The sequence below is a fragment of the Microbacterium sp. JZ37 genome, assembly GCF_035188445.1.
GTDB classification, from domain to species: domain Bacteria; phylum Actinomycetota; class Actinomycetes; order Actinomycetales; family Microbacteriaceae; genus Microbacterium; species Microbacterium barkeri.
Genome location: NZ_CP045253.1, coordinates 2,424,706 through 2,444,228, shown reverse-complemented (window position 1 = coordinate 2,444,228; position 19,523 = coordinate 2,424,706). Strand labels below are relative to the sequence as shown.

The window sequence follows — 19,523 nt, the reverse complement described above, 5'->3', positions numbered from 1 at the left end:
TCCCGGATGCCCTAGCGTTGTTGTCATGAAGATCGGCGTTCTGACGAGTGGTGGCGACTGCCCCGGCCTCAATGCAGTCATCCGTGGTGCGGTGCTCAAGGGCACCGAGGCGTACGACATGGAGTTCGTCGGCATCCGCGACGGCTGGAAGGGGCTCGTGGAGGCGGACTTCTTCCCCCTCACGCGGCGCGACGTCAAGGGCCTCTCGAAGGTCGGCGGGACGATCCTCGGGACGAGCCGCACGAACCCCTACGAGGGCGACCGCGGCGGTGCCGAGAACATCGCGAAGACGCTCTACGGGCACAAGCTCGACGGCATCATCGCGATCGGCGGCGAGGGCACTCTCGCGGCCGCGCAGCGCCTCAACAACGACGGGATCCCCGTCCTCGGCGTCCCCAAGACCATCGACAACGACCTGCGCGCGACCGACTACTCGTTCGGCTTCGACACGGCCGTGAACATCGCGACGGACGCGATGGACCGCCTCCGCACGACGGGCGACTCGCACCAGCGCTGCATGGTGGCCGAGGTCATGGGCCGTCACGTGGGCTGGATCGCCCTGCACTCGGGCATGGCCGCCGGCGCGCACATCATCTGCATCCCCGAGGTGCCGCTGTCGCTCGAGGAGATCACCGAGCACGTGCTCGCGGCCGCGGAGCGCGGTCGCGCCCCGCTCGTCGTGGTCGCCGAGGGCTTCAAGCTGAAGGGCCAGGACGAGGCCTACAGCGACAAGGGCCTCGACGCGTTCAACCGCCCCCGCCTCGGCGGCATCAGCGAGGTGCTGGCACCGCTCATCGAGCAGGCGACCGGGATCGAGACCCGCTCGACCGTGCTCGGCCACATCCAGCGCGGCGGCGCCCCCTCGGGCTTCGACCGCGTGCTCGCGACGCGCCTCGGGCTGCACGCCGCCGACGCCGTCGTGGATGGCGCGTGGGGACAGATGGTCGCGATGCAGGGCACCGACATCGTGCGAGTGCCGTTCACGGAGGCGCTCGGCGAGCTGCACACCGTGCCGCTCGCCCGCTACGAGGAGGCCGCAGCCCTCTTCGGCTGATCCTCCCTCCTCCCGTGTCTCACTCTCGGCGGGAATCGCTGCCGCGTTCCCGCCGAGAATGAGACATGCGTCACGCGGGGGCACCGGGGCGCCATCCGCGTTCCCGCAGCGCGGCCGCGACGAGCCCGGCCGCAGCCGGGCTCGGTCCGGCGAGGTGATGCCGCAGGATCCGCACCATGAGCCATCCGCGTCTGCGCACGGCCTCCCAGCGGTCCGCGTCGCGCTCGAACTGCCGTGCGTCCTGCGCGTGCACGCGTCCGTCGTACTCGACGCACACCCGTCGCCGCAGGTAGGCCATGTCGAACCGCGCGACGTGCGTGCCGTCGGCGTCGTGGAGATCCCAGTTCAGCTCCGGCTCGGGCAGGCCGCCCCGCCAGATCGCGAGCCTCGTCCGCGTCTCGCCGGGGGACTCCGCTCCCGGCCGGGTGAGGGCGAGCGCCTTCGCCAGGCGGCGGCCGCGCACGTCGCCCATGACCTCGACCTCCGCCGCGAGATCCGCGAGGGTGAGCACCCCGTGGCGGCGACCGGCGAGGTGATCGGCCGCGACGACGAGCTCGTCCAGCGTCCAGAGCCCGCCGACCTGGCGCCAGGCGCGGGCGGGCGACTCCAGCGGGAGCTCGGCATCTGGGTACAGGAGAGCCTCGCGTCGCTGCAGTCGATGGCCGCGGATCCCCGCGATGCGGGGCGGATGGGATGGCCGGTGCACCGACACGTGCAGCTGCGCGTTCGCCCGAGCCGGCACCGGCACTCCGATGAGGCCGAGCGCGGTGTCGTGGCTGTAGAACTCGCCGGGCTTCAGCCGCGGCGCATACTCGAGGCATCTCTCGCGGAGGCTGTCGGGAGCGAGGGCGCGCGGCGTCCGCACCCCGGGATAGGGGCGGTCGAGGTCGAGGGCCCGGAGCCGTGCGGTCGAGATGCCGCGATCGAGCGCGTCACGCACGTGGAACGGCGCAGTGGCCAGGTCGAGGGGGAGAGGCTCAGGACGACGCGACATAGCGGCAGGATGGCCCGGCGGAGCCGACCGGAGCGGCGCCTGCGCGCGCGGATCGGCGCCGATCCGGCGCGCCCCCGCCCTGTGCACGCGGTGTCGCCGTCGTTGCGCGGGTGTCCGGTCCTCCGGCGCTCGCCCGGGGTCGTCCGGCGCGCCATCCCATGTCTCATCTCTTGCGGCTTTCGCCGTGCGATTCCCGCGCGAAGTGAGACACGGGTGCGGGACCGGGCGGTGCATGTCTCGATTGCTGCGGTCATGGGAGGCGAATTCCCGCGCGAAGTGAGACATGTGTTCAGTGCGCGCCGTGCATGTCTCGATTGCTGCGGGCATGGGAGGCGAATTCCCGCGCGAAGTGAGACATGCGGCCCTCGCGTCAGGCGATGGGGTCCTCGCGTCAGGAGACGGGCTCGTTGCGCCGCCGTCCGGGGCGGCCCCTAGGCTGGCGGCATGGAGCAGTTCGGCAGGCATGCGCCCGCGCGGCGCACGATCGTCCACCTGAGCGACACCCACCTGCTCGCGGGCGGGCGCCTGCTCAACGGCGCGATCGACACCGACGCCAACCTCGTGCAGACCCTGGAGCGCGTCGAGCGCCTCGCGGGCGGCGTCGACGCGCTCGTCTTCACCGGCGACCTCGCCGACCTCGGCGAGCCCGAGGCCTACACCCGCCTGCGCGCCCTCGTCGACCCCGTGGCCGAGCGCCTGGGCGCTCCCGTCGTCTGGGTCGCGGGCAACCACGACGAGCGCCCGGAGCTGCGCCGCGACCTGCTCGGCCTGCCCGCGACGCAGGAGGCGGTGACCGGCGCATGGGATGTCGGCGGGCTCCGTCTCATCGCGCTCGACTCATCGGTCCCCGGATGGCACCACGGCGATCTCGACGACGGCCAGCTCGAGTGGCTCGCGGAGCAGCTCGCGACACCCGCGCCGCTCGGCACCGTCCTCGCGCTCCACCATCCGCCGCTGCCCAGCCACATCCCGCTGTTCGACATCCTCGAGCTGCGCCGCCAGGATGAGCTCGCGCGCGTCCTGCGCGGGTCGGACGTCCGCGCCATCCTCGCGGGGCATCTGCACTACTCGACGAGCGGCACCTTCGCGGGCATCCCCGTGAGCGTCGCATCGGCCTCCTGCTACACGATGGACATCGCGCTCCCGGCGCAGAGCGTGAACGGGATGGACGCGGGCCAGGCGTTCCACCTCGTGCACGTCTACGACGACACGATCACCCACTCGGTCGTGCCGGTCGCGTCAGCCGACCCGGGCGACTACTTCACGCCCGCGTGGTACGCCGAGATGGCCGCGCTCACCCCGCAGGAGCGGCTCGAGCGCTTCTCACGCAAGCCGGTCTGAGGCCTCGTCGGCGATCCCCAGGACGTCGAACATCCACGCGAGCTGGAACGCGCGCTCGCGCCACGCGTTGTAGCGGCCGCTCACGCCGCCGTGCCCTGCGGTCATCTCGCACCGCAGGAGCGCGTCCGCGTCGACCTCGCGCAGGCGCGCGACCCACTTCGCCGGCTCGACGTACAGCACGCGCGTGTCGTTGAGCGACGTCATCGCGAGGATGCGCGGGTACCGCACGCCCTCGCGGACGTTCTCGTACGGCGTGTACGACTTCATGTACGCGTAGACCTCGGGGTCGTGCAGCGGGTCGCCCCACTCCTCCCACTCGATCACGGTGAGCGGGAGGGACGGGTCGAGGATGGTCGTGAGCGCGTCCACGAAGGGGACATCGGCGAGGATGCCCGCGAACAGCTCGGGGGCGAGATTCGCGACCGCGCCCATCAGCAGACCGCCGGCGGACCCGCCCTCGGCGACCATCCGGTCCGGCGAGGTGTACCCGCCGTCCACGAGGAAGCGCGCGACGTCGACGAAGTCGGTGAACGAGTTGCGCTTGTTCGCGAGCTTGCCGTCCTCGTACCACGCGCGGCCCATCTCGCCGCCGCCGCGCACATGGGCGACGGCGAAGACGACGCCCCGGTCGAGCTCCGACAGGCGCGCGTACGAGAAGCCGGGGTCGATCGAGTGCTCGTACGAGCCGTAGCCGTACAGGTGCAGCGGGCGGGGTGCGGCGCCCGGGTCGCCGAAGGAGCGCTTCCACACGACGGAGACGGGGATGAGCGTGCCGTCGGCCGCCGGCGCCCACAGTCGCTCCTGGCCGTAGTCGGCGGGGTCGTAGCCGCCGAGCACCTCGACGTGCTTGAGCTCGCGCAGCTCGCCGGTCTCGACCACGTAGTCGAACACCGTGCCAGGCGTCGTGAACGAGCCGTAGCTCAGTCGGACGACGGGCTGCGCCCACTCGGGGTTGCCTCCGGACCCCGCGTTGTACAGCGGCTCGTCGAACGCGATCTCGCGCACGGCGTGGGTCCGGTAGTCGAGGATGCCGACCCGCGGGATGCCGCCGGACCGGTACTCCACGATCGCGAAGTCGCGCAGGCAGTCGACGCTCTCGAGGCGCGTGCCGGGGGAGTGGGGGATGACGAGCTCGGGCTCCGCGTCGGGGGCGTCGGCGGGCACGCGCACGAGCTCGAAGTCGAGCGCGCCGCGGTTGTGGAGCACGTAGAGCCAGTCCGCATCGTCGACGACGGCGTGGTCGACGGAGTACTCGATGCGCTCCGAGCGGCTCCAGATGGTCGTGCGGGGGACGGCTGCCGGATCCTCGGCGAGGCGGGGCAGGTCGGCGACGGGGAGCACCTGGATCTCGCTCGTCGTGTTCGACGCCGACTCGATCACGAGGTACTGCCGGCTGCGGGTGAAGCCCGCTCCGATCCAGAACGCGTCGTCGTCCTCGTGCGCGATCTCGACGTCGTGCTCGCGGGTCGGCTCGCCCACGCGGTGGAGCCAGACGCCGTCGGGGCGCCACGCATCGTCCACGGTCGAGTAGAGGATGAAGCGCCCGTCGGGGGTGAAGCGCGCCCCGCCGCCGAGCCCCTCGAGCACGTCGGGCAGGAGCTCGCCGGTCGCGATGTCCTTCACGCGGACGGTGTACCGCTCGTCGCCCTGCGTGTCGACGCCCCACAGCATGCGCGAGCCGTCGGTCGTCACACTGAACGCCCCGAGTGCGAAGTACTCGTGTCCCTCCGCCTCGACGTTGCCGTCCAGCAGCACCTGCTCGCCCGGCACCTCGACGTCGACGTCGAGCTTCGGGGGAGTCCAGTCGTCCTCGCTCGCGAGCGGCGCGCGGCACTGGAGGCCGTACTGCCGGCCCTCGAGCGAGCGGCCGTAGTACCACCATCCGCCCTGGCGCACGGGGACCGTCAGGTCCGTCTCGCGCACGCGGCCCTTGATCTCCTGGAAGATCGTCTCGCGCAGCGGCTCGAGGTGGGCGAGACGGGCGTCGGTGTACGCGTTCTCCGCCTCGAGGTGCGCTCTCACCTCGGCGTCGTCCTTCGCACGCAGCCACTCGTAGCCGTCCTCGACCACGTCGCCGTGATGCGTGCGGACGACAGGGCGTCGCGGGGCGGTCGGGGCGATGGGGGGCGCGGTCTGCGCATCGGGGGTCACGGGTCCACGCTAATGCGGACGAGCGCTCTCGCGGGGGAGGACATGGCACTTGTACGCTCTGTACATCGGGCGCGAACACCCTGTACGCGATGTCGAGAACCGAGAGCACCTGCCCTGAGTAGGATCGTGCACATCCCGCTCACATCGACGTGAAGACCCACGAGGAAGACGCACATGGTTCAGGACGCAACCCCCACCCGCACCGAGACCGACTCCCTGGGGTCCATGGAGATCCCCCGCGAGGCGTACTGGGGCATCCACACCGCGCGGGCGATGGAGAACTTCGACATCACGAAGCGCCCGATCTCGGTCTACCCCGAGCTCGTCGTCGCGCTGGCCATGGTGAAGCAGGCGGCTGCCCGCGCGAACGCCGAGATCGGCGTGCTCGACGCGCACCGGGCCGACCTCATCGATCGCGCCGCGCAGCTGGTGATCGACGGGCAGTTCCACGACGAGTTCCGCGTCGGCGTCATCCAGGGCGGCGCGGGGACCTCGACGAACATGAACGCGAACGAGGTCATCACCAACATCGCCCTCGAGCTCGCGGGACGCGAGCGCGGCGACTACGCGTACCTCTCGCCGATCGACCACACCAACCGCAGCCAGTCGACGAACGACGTGTACCCGACGTCGATCAAGATCGGGCTCTCGCTGTCGCTGCGCTCCCTCCTCGAGGAGCTCGACCTCCTGCGGCGGTCGTTCCTCGGCAAGGCCGTCGAGTTCCACGATGTGCTCAAGGTCGGACGCACGCAGCTGCAGGACGCCGTCCCCATGACGCTCGGGCAGGAGTTCCACGGCTTCGCGACGACGCTCGAGGCCGATTACCAGCGGCTCAACGAGAACGCCGTGCTCCTGCACGAGATCAACATGGGCGCGACGGCGATCGGCACCGGCATCACGACGCACCCCGGGTACGCGAAGGCCGTCGAGCGGCATCTCCGCGACATCACGGGGCTCGACCTCGAGACGGCGAGCGACCTCGTCGAGTCCACGAGCGACACCGGCTCGTTCATGTCGTTCTCCGCGTCGCTCAAGCGCAACGCGATCAAGCTGTCGAAGATCTGCAACGACCTGCGCCTGCTCTCCTCGGGTCCGCAGGCCGGGTTCGGCGAGATCAACCTTCCGGCGCGCCAGGCGGGATCCAGCATCATGCCCGGCAAGGTGAACCCCGTGATCCCCGAGGTCGTGAACCAGGTCGCGTTCGCGGTCGCGGGAGCGGATGTCACGGTCACCATGGCGGTCGAGGCCGGTCAGCTGCAGCTCAACGCGTTCGAGCCGGTGATCGCGCACTCGATCTTCCAGTCGATCATCTGGATGCGCCAGGCGATGCGCACGCTGCGCGTCAACTGCGTCGACGGGATCACGGCGAACCGCGCCCGCCTGGGTGCGATGGTGGGCTCGAGCGTGGGCGTCATCACGGCGCTCACGCCGTTCATCGGCTACTCGGCCGCTGCGGCCCTCGCGAAGACCGCGCTGCTGACGAACCGCAACGTCGCCGACCTCGTCGTCGAGGCCGGTCTCATGGACCGCGACGAGGTCGAGAAGCAGCTCAGCCCGTCGCGCCTGTCCGGCCTCGAGCCGGTGACGTCGGTCATGCCCGTGATCGCGCCGGAGGACGTGCCGACCCAGGCGTAGCGCGCCGCATGCGAAGGCCCCCGCTCAGGAACCGGAGCGGGGGCCTTCGCGCCAAGCGATCAGTCCGTCATGCGGCAGTGCGTCGTGAGCTCGCCGATGCCGTCGATCCCCACGGTCACGGTCGAGCGGTCGCGCAGGAGCACCTGCGGCGTCCGCGAGAACCCCGAGCCGCCGGGGCTGCCGGTCGAGATGAGCGTGCCCGGCAGGAGCGTGATCCCCTGCGACAGGTGCGAGATGAGCTTGGCGACCGTGCGCACCATCTGCCCGGTCGAGGCGTCTTGCATCATGTGCCCGTCCACGCGCGTCCAGATGTGCAGGTCCTGCGGGTCGGCGATCTCGTCGGCCGTGACGATGTACGGCCCGACGGGCGTGAAGCCGTCGAGCGACTTGCAGCGGCACCACTGCGCCTCGGAGTACTGGATGTTCCGCGCCGAGATGTCGTTGACGACCGTGTACCCGAACACGTAGTCGAGGGCGTCCTCCTCGGAGACGTCCTTCGCCGGGCGGCCGATCACGACGCCGAGCTCGGCCTCGTAGTCCACGGCCTCGCTCATGCGACGCGACCACGTGGTGGTCTGCCCGTGGCCCTGGAGCGAGTTGGGCCAGAACGTGAACACCGTCGGGGTGTCGTCGGTCTTGAGGTTGAGCTCGCCCGAGTGCGCGGCGTAGTTGAGCCCGACGGCGAGCATGGTCGGCGGGGTGAGCAGGGCCGGTGCGAAGTCGAGCTCCGACACCGGGGTCCGCTGCCCCGCGCCCGCCGCGGCCCTGACCCGCTCCAGGAGCTCCGGTCCGCCCGCGATGAGCTGCTCGATCGTGTCGGGCCCGCCCTCGACGAGCTCGGCGACCGCGACGGCGCCGTCGTCGTCGACGAGCGCGAGGGAAGGGGCGACGCCCCCGGGGAAGGTCACGTGGGCGAAGCGCATGGAATCCAGGCTATCCGCCGCCCGTGCACGATCCTGGGACGGATCTGCACAAAAGCGGAGCCATAGGCTGTGTGACATGACCTACGGCACCGGGCTCACGCCGCCGTCGCAGCAGCCGTTCTCGACGCCCTTCGATCAGCCGGAGCGCGCGCCGGGCGCGGCCATCCCGGTCGGCGGCCACACGCAGCCGCACCTTCCCCGCCTCCCCGTGCCCACGCGCCGAGGGCGCGGTGCGTGGATCTGGCTGTGGGCCGTCCTCGCGGTCCTGCTGTTCGGCCTCGCGTCGTACTTCACGAGCGCGCTCGGGACGGCCGCGTCGATCGTGGGCCTCGTGCTCGCCCTCGTGCCGTTCGCGCTCGTCGTGTCGGCGATGCTGTGGGTCGACCGCTGGGAGCCCGAGCCGCGGAGCCTCGTCGTGTTCGCGCTCGCGTGGGGAGCGATCGCGTCCGTGGGCTTCGCTCTGCTCTTCGACCTGGGGGTGCAGATGACGCTCCCGCGGTCGCCCGCGCTCGACCTCCTCGGCACGGTCGTGCAGGCGCCGATCGTCGAGGAGCTCGCGAAGGGGGCGGGGCTGCTCCTCATCCTCGTCATGGGACGCCGCGCGTTCGACGGCCCTGTGGACGGCGTGGTGTACGGCGCGCTCGTGGGGGCGGGGTTCGCATTCACCGAGAACATCCAGTACTTCGCGGTGTCGGTGATCGAGGGCGGCGCCGCGTCGCTCACCTGGACGTTCGTGCTGCGCGGGCTCCTCTCGCCCTTCGCGCACGCGATGTTCACCGCGGTCACCGGCTACGCGCTCGGGCGCGCGGTGCGCCGCGGTGCGTCGTTCGGGGCCGCGCTCGGCCCGTGGCTCGGCGGACTGCTCGGCGCGATGGCCCTGCACGCGCTCTGGAACGGCTCGGCCACGTTCACCGACCTCGAGGGCTTCCTCCACCTCTACGTCGTCCTGCAGGTGCCGCTGTTCGTCATCTTCACGCTCGTGCTGGTGCGACTCCGACGCGAGGAGGAGCGCCTCACGAAGCAGCGGCTGGGCGAGTACGCGGCGGCCGGATGGTTCACGCCGCAGGAGGTCGAGATGCTCGCGACCCCGGCCGGCCGGCGCGCGGGGATGGCGTGGGCGCGGACCCTGCGCGGCGACCGATCCGATCTCATGCGCGCGTTCATCCGGGACGCGACGGCGCTCGCCGCGACCCGCCAGCGCGCGGTGTCGGGGCGCGACCCGCACGCGGCGTCGGATGAGCGGGCGCTCCTCGCGCGGGCCGCGCACGCCCGCAGGGAGCTGCTGTCGTACTGATCGGGAATCGGCTCTTGACACGGCCGGAGCGCCCGGAGCATCCTTGAGTCAGATCCACTCAGCGCTCGGAAGTCTCGCAGGCATCGCCGCGGCCCGGGCGCTGAGTTCTGTTCCGGGTCCTCACAGCAGCCCCCGCCGCCCCGCTTCCTCGAGCGCCGACGTGCGGTCGGTCGCCCCGAGCCGCCGGTACGCGGCCTGGAGATGCGTCTTGACGGTGTTCGGGCTGAGGCCCAGGGCGGAGGCCGCCTGGGCGACCTGCTCGTGGTCGACGAGAGCGCGGACGACCGCCAGCTGCTGAGGCGAGAGCCGCTCGTAGCGGTAGGAGGGCGACGGCGTGAGGACGTCGCGTGCGGCGACGAGCTCTGCCGCGGGCGGCAGCCCGGCCGCCGCTCCCAGAGCGCCGAGGTCGGTCGCGGGCACGACGGAGAGCGATGCCCGCAGCCCGTGCTCCTCGCTCAGCTCGCACGCGAGGCGGAACGACGTGACAGCCGACGCGTGGTTCCCGAGGCGCAGCAGGGCCGCCGCGCGGACGACGAGAGCCTCCGTGCGGGCGCGCGGGGCGACGCTCGACGTCTCGCGGGACGCCTCGCGCACGGCCGCGTCGAGCTCGCCGAGGCCGAGGAGCGCGACGGCCCGCCGGGTGCGCAGCACCCCCGTCGCCGGGCGGGGGAGCGCGGGGCAGGCGTCCAATGCGAGGATCGCCGCTTCATGGAGGCCCTGGTACGACAGCAGCGTCGCGCGGCCGATCGCGACGAACGCGGCGTTGAGGCCGCTCGCCGTCCGGGGCGCGGGGCTGTTCTCGACCTCGACCTCGAGCCGGCTCAGCATGTCGACCGGGTCGGCGGAACGCGCCCTCGCCCCGAGGATGCTGCGCAGCGACGCCGCGATGATCCCCAGCTCCTCGAACGACTCCTCATGGCCATCCAGCAGCGCGATCGCGCGCTCGACGTCGAGCGCGTCGCTCGCGCGGTAGGCCTTCGCGAGCGCGAGTCCTCCGCGGATGCGCTGCACGTCCGGGTGCCGGCGCCGCAGCGCGTCCGCGCGGGCGATGCACCGGTCGGCATGCGCCCCCTCCCCGGCGGCCGCGTTGATCCACGCGAGCTCGCCCAGCGCCTCCATCTCGGCGCGGAGCGAGCCGGTGCGCTCCGCGAGGGACGCGGCCCCGAGGAGAACGTCGATCGCGGCGGGCAGCTCGCCCGCCGCCGCGAAGGTCGCTCCCCACTGGGTCATGAGCGTCGGCAGGAACGGCTCGAGCTCGGCGCGGTCCGCATCGTCGAGACGCTGCAGCGCGTCGCGCGCATCCTCCGCGGCAGCGGCGGCCTCCGCGAACATCCCGCGCGTGCGCAGCGCGGCCGCACGGCCGGTGAGCAGCCCGACGCGGTCGCCCGCCTCGAGATGATCGAGCGCGCGCGGGTCCGCCTCGGGGAACACGGGCGGCTTCGAGGGCGACGTGAGCAGATGGTGGACGTACTGCCGCAGGCCGATCCAGCGCGGACGACGGTGCAGCTCCGCCTCCGGGAGCGCATCCGCGACCGTCCGGATGATCGCCGGCTCGAACGCGAGCAGCGCGCCGAACCCGCGCTCGACGAGCAGCATGGCGTCGCGCCACCGCTCGTCGGCGAGTGCCTCGAACACGGCCGAGCGGAGCCCGTCCCTCTCCTCGTCCTCTTCCATCGTCCCTCCCCAGGGTGTCGGTCAGAGCAGTCCGTGCTCCTGCGCCGCGAGCAGCATCTGCCGGCGATCCGAGACGCCGAGCTTCGCGTAGATCCGCCGCGCGAGCGTCTTGACCGTGTTCGGGCTCACCCCGAGCACGGCGGCCGCCTGTGCGATGCTCCGGTCGCCGGCGAGGAGGCGGAGCACCGCGAGCTCCTGCTCGGTCGCGCGCACGCCGCTCAGCGGGGGCACGCTCGGACGCCGGACGGGCGCGCGCTCGAGGACGCTCATGCTCGGGCTCCCCGATGGCGCGAACGGCGCGAGCGCGGCGAAGTCGCTCGCCGGCAGGTTGGCGAGCGCGAGCGGCAGGCGATGCGTGTCGGCGAGCGTGACGGCGCGCCGGAAGGCGGCCGCCGTCTCGCCGTCGCGGCGGCGCAGGTGCACGGCCGCGATCACCGCCGCAGCCTCGACGACCCCGCGCGGCCGACCCAGCTCATGCAGCGACGCGTGCGCGTCGCGGAGCGCGCGATCGAGGTCTCCCTGCACGAGATGCGCGGATGCGCGCAGGGCGCGGATGGAGGGCAGGACGGGCACGGCCACCTCCTCGAGCAGGCGTCGGGCCTGCTCGCCGTGACCCGTGTGCAGAAGCGCGCACGCTCTCGCCGCGTCGAGGCGGCCCCGCCGGTCGTCGATGAGGTGCGCGAGCGATGCGGACTCGAGACGGGCCACATGCGCGAACGGATCCGCTGCCGGGTCCTTCGCGTCGACGAACGCCTGGAGCGTCGAGATCTCCACGGCGCGCTCGCCGCGGTCGTCCCACGCCGCCTCGAGCAGGCGGTGCGCGGCGGGGAGGTCGTTCGCGTCGTATGCCGCGATCGCGTGCGCGAGCAGGAGCGAGACGGGCGCGTGCGGCTGCATCTCGCCCGCCGGGAGGAGCAGGCGCGCCGCCGCCATCCAGTCGTCGCGCGCATCTGACCGGCCCTCCATCGCGTGCTGCCACGCGAGCTCGGACGCCGCGGCCAGCGCGATGCGCGGCGCACCGGTGGATCGGGCGGTCGAGTAGGCGCGGACGAGATGGTCGACCGCTGCGCCGCCGTCGCCGCCGAGGGCCTCGGTGAGCCCCCACGTGAGGAGGAGCTGCGGCAGGTCGTCCGCGAGTGCCCCCCTTCGGTGCGCAGAGGCGGACTCGTACGCGTCGCGGGCCGCGCGGACCAGGCGCAGGGCCTCGGCGTGGTCCTCGGCGGTCCGGGCGCCGCGCGCGGCCGACGTGAGCCGCAGCACCTCGTCGACGCGCTCGCCACCGGGGCCGACGCGCGGGGGAGCGCTCTTCGTCGGGATGGTCAGGAGGTAGGCCCGTGCACGCGGCCACCGCGGGTCGGCTTCGAGTCGCTCGACCGGCACGGTCTCGACGACCGCGCGGATCGCCGACACGTCCTCGGCGATGAGCCGCGTCCAGTTCTCCTCGACCAGGCGCAGCGCTGTATCCCAGGACCTGGTGCCGAGAGCTCGATAGATGCGCGCTGAAACGCTCGGTGCTCGCGGAGCCTCCCCGGGTACGGAAGCATCCGAACTACCCCTCACGAGCCACATTGTGCTCCTCTCGCGCGCTCCGCGGGGGCCGTGTTCTCGACGACGCTCCTGCGGACGGGTGACGAGCCGGGTGAACCCGCGGAATTCCGCGCTCCCCGTCGCCTCGTGCGGGGCGGGTGACGGGCCGGGTGAATTGCGACGGTGACAGCTCTCGGCAACCTCCCAGGTCGCGAAGTTGTCCTCAGCGGTCTCGCGACCGCTGCACCCGCGCAGCCGTGACTCGGCGGCTCTTTCCCGTGCGTGGGCGCAGGTACGGGGGCAGAAGTGCCCGGACAGGAGTGAATCATGTCCAGGATCCGGATGGTCGGACGCCCGGCTTCGAGGCGAACCGTGCGCCGCCGCGTGAGGGCGCTCCTCGCAGGCGCGACCGCTGTGGTGCTCGCCTCGTTCGGCGCCTTCGTCGCCGTCCCCGCGCAGGCCGCGACCGTGGGCATCGTGAACACCTCGTTCGCGATCGACGGGGACAAGGCGGGGCCGACGGACTGGGACGCCTTCTACGGCCCCGGCATCACGCCGGATGGGCGCCCGACGACGGGCATCCTGGACAGCTCGGTCGTATCCGAGTACTGCGTAGGCGGAACGATTCCCGGAGACCAGGACGATCAGCACGTCCCTGGAACGAAGCTCGATGACGTCGAATGGCCGACCGAGCTCGGCACGTCCAATACCAAGTCCGACCTCTGCGATGTCGGAGCTGCCTACGAGATTGTCGACGTCGATGGCCAGCAGCATGTCATCCTCTACCAGTACTGGACGCGGTCTGCAGACGGCACGGGAGACCTGACCGTCTACCAGGAGCTGAATGGCCCGGAGGAGGGACGTGTCGACGACTTCCTCATCGAGTTCGACTACGACGCGAGCGGCGGCGGCGGCGTCGACATCGACGTCCTGCGGTGGAATGGCAGCTCCTGGACCAGCGGCGACGCCGTCTTCGAGGCGATGGTCGGAACGAACGGCGCTGCGGGGAACGTCGGAACGTTCGGCGAGTCCGCGGTCGATCTGACCGCCTCGGGGGTCCTTCCGGACGATGAGTGCGTGAACGTGAGTACCGGTCCCGCTCACTCGCGGACCGGAAACGCACAGCAGGCGACCCTCCAGGACTTCGTCGGAGCAGGTGCCCTCACGATCGGCACGTGCGGCGACCTCATCGTCGAGAAGGTCGTCGACGGCGCGGTGCCCGACGGGCTCCTGTTCGACTACGTGATCGACCAGGCCGACGGCATGCCGTCGCACGGGGCGGGGGGAGCCACGGGCCCGGTCGCCGATCAGGACGGCTCGACCGCGTCGGTGACGGCAGAGATCGCGGCGAACACCTCGCACACCTGGAGCGGACTCATCGCGCAACCCGACTACCGCGTCGGGGAGCTCGTCGACGGGCTTCCCGCCGGCGTCACCGGCCTGTCCGTCGTCTGCACCTACCAGGATCCCTTCCAGGTCGGCTCGCCCACCGTGGAGACCACGGTGTGGCAGGGCGGGGCTTACACGGGGCAGGACTTCGTGCTGTCGGCGGCGACGCTCGGGCTCATGACCCCGCACTGCGTCATCACGAACGAGGTGACCTCGCTGACCCTCGACAAGGTGGTCGTCAACGACGACGGCGGCACCGCGGGGGCCGCCGACTTCCCGCTCACGGCGGTGAACGGCGACACCGTGATCACCGGCGCCGACACGGTCGACGGCGAGGGCAGCGACTTCACCTCGCTCGTCACCCCCGGCGCCTACACCCTGTCGGAGGAGGAGCTGCCCGGCTACACCGCGAGCGCCTGGTCGTGCGCGGGGGCGGCCCTCGTCGGCGATGTCGTGACGATCGCGCCGGGCGAATCGGCTGTCTGCACGATCGTCAACGACGACCAGCCCGCGCACCTCACGCTCGTGAAGGACGTCGTGAACGACGACGGCGGCATCGCGCTCGAGACCGACTTCACGCTCACAGCGGACGGCCCCGCGTCGATCTCGGGCACGGAGGGCTCGCCCGAGGTGACGGACGCCGAGGTGCCGGCCGGCGCGTACGCGATCGGCGAGCAGCCTCTCGCCGGCTACGAGCTCACGGGGGTGTCCTGCTGGACCGACGACACGCGCCAGACGGAGATCGCGCTCGAGCAGGGTCAGCTCACGCTGGCCAACGGCGGCACGGCGTTCTGCGAGCTGACGAACGACGATCTGCCGGGCACGCTCCAGCTCGTGAAGAGCGTCGACAACGGCGACGGCGGCACGGCGGAGCCGACGGACTGGACGCTCTCGGCCGACGGGCCCACCCCGATCTCGGGCCCGGGAGGCACGGATGTCGAGGAGGTCTCGGCGGGCGAGTACACGCTCTCGGAGACCGGCGGCCCCGCGGGGTACACGCCCGGCGCATGGACCTGCTCGGGCGCGGAGGCGAACGGCGACACGGTCGTCGTCCCGAACGCCGGCGACGTCGTCTGCACGATCGTGAACGACGACGTGGCCCCGCGGCTCACGCTGCGGAAGCAGGTCGTCAACGACGACGGCGGCACGGCCGCGGCGACGGAGTGGACGCTCACGGCGTCTGGCCCGGTCGAGATCTCCGGCGCCACGGAGTCGGGAGCCGTCACGGATGTCGCGGTGCCGGCGGGCTCCTACGATCTGTCCGAGGCCGGCCCCGGCGGATACGCGGCGAGCGACTGGACCTGCACGGGCGGCGGATCGCTGCAGGGGGCGACGGTCACGCTCGACCTGGCTGAGAACGTCACGTGCACGATCGTGAACGACGACATCGCGCCGACGCTGACCCTCGTGAAGGACGTCGTGAACGACGACGGCGGCACGGCGGTCGCCACGGACTGGACGCTGAGCGCCGAGGGCCCGACCCCGATCTCGGGACCGGGCGGCGTCGGGCCGGAGACCGTCTCGGCCGGCGAGTACACGCTCGCCGAGGTCGGACCCTCTGGATACGCGGCCGGCGCCTGGAGCTGCACGGAGGGCGTCCTCGAGGGCGATCAGCTCACGCTGCCCCTCGACGTCGACGCCGTCTGCACCATCGTGAACGACGACGCCCCCGCGCAGCTGACGCTCGTGAAGAGCGTGGTGAACGACGACGGCGGGACGGCGGTGGACACGGACTTCACGCTCACGGCGGATGGCCCCACTCCGATCTCGGGGACCGAGGGCTCGCCCGAGGTCACGGACGCCGAGGTATCTGCCGGCTCGTACGCGATCGGCGAGGAGGCGCTCGTGGGCTATGAGCTGACCGGGGTGTCCTGCTGGACCGACGAGACGCGGGTGACGCCGATCGATCTCGAGGAGGGGCAGCTGGTTCTCGCGAACGGGGCGACGGCTCTGTGCGAGGTGACGAACGACGACCTGCCCGCGCACCTCACGCTCGTGAAGAGCGTGGTGAACGACGACGGCGGGACGGCGGTGGACACGGACTTCACGCTCACGGCGGATGGCCCCACCCCGATCTCGGGGACCGAGGGCTCGCCCGAGGTCACGGACGCCGAGGTGTCTGCCGGCTCGTACGCGATCGGCGAGGAGGCGCTCGCGGGCTATGAGCTGACCGGGGTGTCCTGCTGGACCGACGAGACGCGGGAGACGCCGATCGATCTCGAGGAGGGGCAGCTGGTTCTCGCGAACGGGGCGACGGCTCTGTGCGAGGTGACGAACGACGACCTGCCCGCGCACCTCACGCTCGTGAAGAGCGTGGTGAACGACGACGGCGGGACGGCGGTGGATACGGACTTCACGCTCACGGCGGATGGCCCCACTCCGATCTCGGGGACCGAGGGCTCGCCCGAGGTCACGGACGCCGAGGTGTCTGCCGGCTCGTACGCGATCGGCGAGGAGGCGCTCGCGGGCTATGAGCTGACCGGGGTGTCCTGCTGGACCGACGAGACGCGGGAGACCGAGGTCGACCTCGCGCAGGGCGAGGTGACCGTCGCGAACGGCGGCAGCGCGTACTGCGAGCTGACGAACGACGACATCGCGCCGCTGCTCACCCTCATCAAGGAGGTCGTGAACGACGACGGCGGCACGGCCGTCGACATCGACTGGACCCTCATGGCCGACGGGCCGACGCCCATCTCGGGCGTGACCGACGACCCGGCCGTCACCGAGGCGCCCGTCTCGGCGGGAGAGTACGCGCTGTCGGAGTCGGGCCCGGGCGGCTACGCAGCCGGCGCGTGGAGCTGCGACGGCGGATCCCTGACGGGTGCGGACCTCGTCCTCCACGTGGGCGACGTCGCGGTCTGCACGATCGTGAACGACGACCAGCCCGGCGAGCTCACGCTCATCAAGGACGTCCGCAACGATGACGGCGGGACGCTCGACCCCGCCGAGTGGACGCTGACCGCCGAGGGGCCGGTCACCATCTCGGGTGTGACGGGAGATCCTGCCGTCACCGACGCCGTGGTCCCCGGCGGCGACTACGTCCTCAGCGAGGAAGGGCCGGACGGCTACGAGCCGGGCGTCTGGGTCTGCGACGGGGGCGCGGTCACGCCCGACGGCGTCGTCACCGTCCCGAACGGCGGGGACGTCACGTGCACCATCGTCAACGACGACATCGCACCGCATCTGACGCTCGTCAAGGAGGTCGTGAACGACGACGGCGGCACCGCGCTGCCGACGGACTGGACCCTGAGCGCCGACGGCCCCGCCGACATCTCAGGGCCGACCGGCGACCCGTCGGTCACGACGGCGACGGTTCTCGCCGGCGAGTACTCCCTCGCCGAGACCGGACCCGGCGGTTACGCCGCAGGGGAGTGGAGCTGCGAGGGCGGAGCGCTCGACGGCTCGACGCTGACGCTCGACGTCGGCGAGGATGCGGTCTGCACGATCGTGAACGACGACATCGCGCCGCGTCTCACCCTCGTGAAGGAGGTCGTGAACGACGACGGCGGCGACCTCGGCGTCGCGGACTTCCCGCTGATGGCCGAGGGGCCGGACTCTCTCTCGGGAGTCTCGGGCGACGATGCCGTGACCGACGCGCCCGTCACCGCCGGCGTGTACGAGCTGTCGGAGCAGACGCGGCCCGGCTACACGGCCTCGGCATGGTCGTGCGAGGGCGGAGCCCTCGACGGATCGGCGCTCGCCCTCGGCGTCGGCGACGTCGCGGTGTGCACGATCGTGAACGACGACGATCCCGTCGACCTCGCCCTCACGAAGGACGACGGGGGAGCCACCGGGGCCAACGGCGACAGCTTCGACTACACGATCACGGTGGTGAACGAGGGGGCGCGCGATGCCGACCTGGACGAGCCCGTGACGGTCGTGGACGAGCTGCCCGAGGGCATGCGCTTCGTGTCCGGCCCTGCCGAGTGCTCGGCCGACGGCCGCGTCGTGACCTGCGAGATCGATCCCGCCCTGCTCGGCGCGGGCGAGTCGGTGCAGCTCGTGCTCACGGTCGCGTTCGAGGCCGACGCGCCCGCCGGCGAGTACGAGAACCTCGCGTGGGTGACGACCGAGGACGACCCGGCTCCTGAGGAGCCGGAGTGCCCCAGCCCGTCGAACAACGTCGACTGCGAGCCGACGCCGCTGCAGCACCCCACCCTCACCCTCGTCAAGGTCGTCCACAACGACGACGGCGGCGACGCCGAGGTGTCGGACTTCGTCCTCCGGGCCGAGGGGCCCGTGGCGATCGAGGGCACGACCGGCGAGGAGGCCGTGACGAGGGCGGATGTCCCCGCGGGCGCCTACTCCCTGTCGGAGAGCGGGCCCGGCGGCTACGAGGCGGGCATGTGGACGTGCGTGGGCGGCGCGCTCGAGGACGACGTCGTGACCATCGTCGGGATCGTCGACGTCGTGTGCACGATCGTCAACGCCGATCACCCCGTCGACCTCCTCCTGACGAAGGACGACCGCGGCGTCACGGCGGAGGCCGGGCAGGAGTTCGACTACACCATCACGGTGGCGAACATCGGCTCGCGCGACGCCGACGCCGACGAGCCGGTCACGGTGACCGATCGCCTCCCCGATGGGATGGTCTTCGTCTCCGGGCCCGACGGGTGCTCCGCCGACGGCCAGACCGTGACCTGCGCGGTCGACCCCGCCCTGCTCGGGGCAGGGGAGAGCGTCGAGCTCGTGCTCACGGTGCGGTTCGCGGATGACGCACCCGCAGGCGAGTACGAGAACATCGCCTGGGTCACGACCGAGGACGATCCCGCGCCCGAGCAGCCGGTCTGCCCGGAGCCCGTCGGCGCCGTGGCCGCGATGCCCGGCAACAACGTCGACTGCGAGCCGACGCCGCTCGTGGCGGGCGCGCTCGAGGCCGAGAAGTCGGTCTGGGAGCAGGACGGCGGCGACTGGGTCGAGTCGGACGGCCGGGTCGACTTCGGCGACACCGTGCAGTACCGCATCACGCTGACGGCATCGGGCGATGCCCCGAGCCGCGACGTGGTCGTCGTCGACGCGCTGCAGGACGGGCTCGAGAGCGCCGCGGAGGCGACGTGCTCGGTTCCCTGCGACGCGGCATACGATGCGGAGTCCGCCACGCACCGCGTCGAGATCGCGGCGATCGACCCCGGCGCCGTCGTCACGGTGACGTTCGAGGCCGCCATCCCGTCGGCGCCCCCGCTGGCGCCGGGCGAGCGGGTCGAGACGTCCTTCGACAACGTCGCGACCTTCGCCACGCGCAACCAGCCGGAGGCGCCGACCAACGAGGTCACCGTGACCGCCCGCGACGAGGAGGCACCGGCCGCCCCGCCGAAGCCCGAGAAGCCGAAGCCCGAGCCGAAGCCCAAGCCCCGCCCGCTCGCCCCGACCGGCGGCGAGCTCGGATGGGCCGGTCTGGCCGTCGGCGGCGGCCTCCTCCTCGCCGGCTGGGCTCTCGTGTCCCGCGCCCGCAGGGAGAGCGTGCGCTGACACGGGCCGCGGGCCGATGCAGCCGAGTCCCCCTCCGCGCTGCATCGGCCCTTCGCGGCGTCCCCGGGGCGA

The 19,523-nt window shown here is 72.0% G+C and carries 10 protein-coding genes; 5 read left to right on the top strand and 5 right to left on the bottom strand.

Features of this window, described 5'->3' with window-relative positions:
- Positions 1-25 precede the first annotated feature (25 nt).
- The gene (locus GC092_RS11290) at positions 26-1,054 is read left to right on the top strand and encodes an ATP-dependent 6-phosphofructokinase (RefSeq protein WP_271174205.1); all 1,029 of its coding nucleotides are present in this window, start codon (positions 26-28) and stop codon (positions 1,052-1,054) included.
- A gap of 70 nt (positions 1,055-1,124) precedes the next feature.
- Here GC092_RS11290 and GC092_RS11285 read toward each other — a convergent pair whose 3' ends face one another.
- Positions 1,125-2,048, bottom strand: coding sequence for a hypothetical protein (locus GC092_RS11285; RefSeq protein ID WP_324011982.1), 924 nt, complete (start codon positions 2,046-2,048; stop codon positions 1,125-1,127).
- Between the two features lie 444 nt (positions 2,049-2,492).
- Here GC092_RS11285 and GC092_RS11280 point away from each other — a divergent pair, with 444 nt between their 5' ends.
- The gene (locus tag GC092_RS11280; RefSeq protein WP_324011980.1) at positions 2,493-3,389 is read left to right on the top strand and encodes a phosphodiesterase; all 897 of its coding nucleotides are present in this window, start codon (positions 2,493-2,495) and stop codon (positions 3,387-3,389) included.
- Here GC092_RS11280 and GC092_RS11275 read toward each other — a convergent pair.
- Positions 3,372-5,540: a S9 family peptidase gene (locus GC092_RS11275; RefSeq protein ID WP_324011979.1), complete on the bottom strand. Its 2,169-nt coding sequence runs from the start codon at positions 5,538-5,540 to the stop codon at positions 3,372-3,374. The genes GC092_RS11280 and GC092_RS11275 overlap by 18 nt on opposite strands.
- Positions 5,541-5,714: 174 nt before the next feature.
- Between GC092_RS11275 and GC092_RS11270 the strand changes: the two genes are divergently transcribed.
- Positions 5,715-7,175, top strand: a complete 1,461-nt coding sequence (locus tag GC092_RS11270; RefSeq protein ID WP_271174209.1) for an aspartate ammonia-lyase — start codon at positions 5,715-5,717, stop codon at positions 7,173-7,175.
- A gap of 59 nt (positions 7,176-7,234) precedes the next feature.
- Here GC092_RS11270 and GC092_RS11265 read toward each other — a convergent pair whose 3' ends face one another.
- The gene (locus GC092_RS11265) at positions 7,235-8,098 is read right to left on the bottom strand and encodes a fumarylacetoacetate hydrolase family protein (protein WP_282979982.1); all 864 of its coding nucleotides are present in this window, start codon (positions 8,096-8,098) and stop codon (positions 7,235-7,237) included.
- Positions 8,099-8,174: 76 nt separating this feature from the next.
- Between GC092_RS11265 and GC092_RS11260 the strand changes: the two genes are divergently transcribed.
- A complete protein-coding gene (locus GC092_RS11260; RefSeq protein ID WP_271174211.1) occupies positions 8,175-9,392 on the top strand; it encodes a PrsW family intramembrane metalloprotease in 1,218 nt (405 codons plus the stop codon).
- A gap of 120 nt (positions 9,393-9,512) precedes the next feature.
- On the opposite strand, the gene GC092_RS11255 is transcribed toward GC092_RS11260, so the two are convergent.
- Positions 9,513-11,066: a LuxR C-terminal-related transcriptional regulator gene (locus GC092_RS11255; protein WP_324011977.1), complete on the bottom strand. Its 1,554-nt coding sequence runs from the start codon at positions 11,064-11,066 to the stop codon at positions 9,513-9,515.
- A 21-nt stretch (positions 11,067-11,087) separates the two neighbouring features.
- Positions 11,088-12,476, bottom strand: a complete 1,389-nt coding sequence (locus tag GC092_RS11250; protein WP_324011976.1) for a LuxR C-terminal-related transcriptional regulator — start codon at positions 12,474-12,476, stop codon at positions 11,088-11,090.
- A 444-nt stretch (positions 12,477-12,920) separates the two neighbouring features.
- Between GC092_RS11250 and GC092_RS11245 the strand changes: the two genes are divergently transcribed.
- Positions 12,921-19,451 carry a hypothetical protein gene (locus GC092_RS11245; protein WP_324011975.1) on the top strand — a complete coding sequence of 2,177 codons (6,531 nt, stop codon included), beginning with the start codon at positions 12,921-12,923 and terminating at the stop codon, positions 19,449-19,451.
- The last annotated feature ends 72 nt before the right edge of the window (positions 19,452-19,523 follow it).

Coding starts and splice junctions, on each gene's coding strand:
- GC092_RS11255 (WP_324011977.1), bottom strand. CDS start 11,066: ATGGAAGAGGACGAGGAGAGGGACGGGCTCCGCTCGGCCGTGTTCGAG.
- GC092_RS11285 (WP_324011982.1), bottom strand. CDS start 2,048: ATGTCGCGTCGTCCTGAGCCTCTCCCCCTCGACCTGGCCACTGCGCCG.
- GC092_RS11280 (WP_324011980.1), top strand. CDS start 2,493: ATGGAGCAGTTCGGCAGGCATGCGCCCGCGCGGCGCACGATCGTCCAC.
- GC092_RS11290 (WP_271174205.1), top strand. CDS start 26: ATGAAGATCGGCGTTCTGACGAGTGGTGGCGACTGCCCCGGCCTCAAT.
- GC092_RS11265 (WP_282979982.1), bottom strand. CDS start 8,098: ATGCGCTTCGCCCACGTGACCTTCCCCGGGGGCGTCGCCCCTTCCCTC.
- GC092_RS11245 (WP_324011975.1), top strand. CDS start 12,921: ATGTCCAGGATCCGGATGGTCGGACGCCCGGCTTCGAGGCGAACCGTG.
- GC092_RS11260 (WP_271174211.1), top strand. CDS start 8,175: ATGACCTACGGCACCGGGCTCACGCCGCCGTCGCAGCAGCCGTTCTCG.
- GC092_RS11270 (WP_271174209.1), top strand. CDS start 5,715: ATGGTTCAGGACGCAACCCCCACCCGCACCGAGACCGACTCCCTGGGG.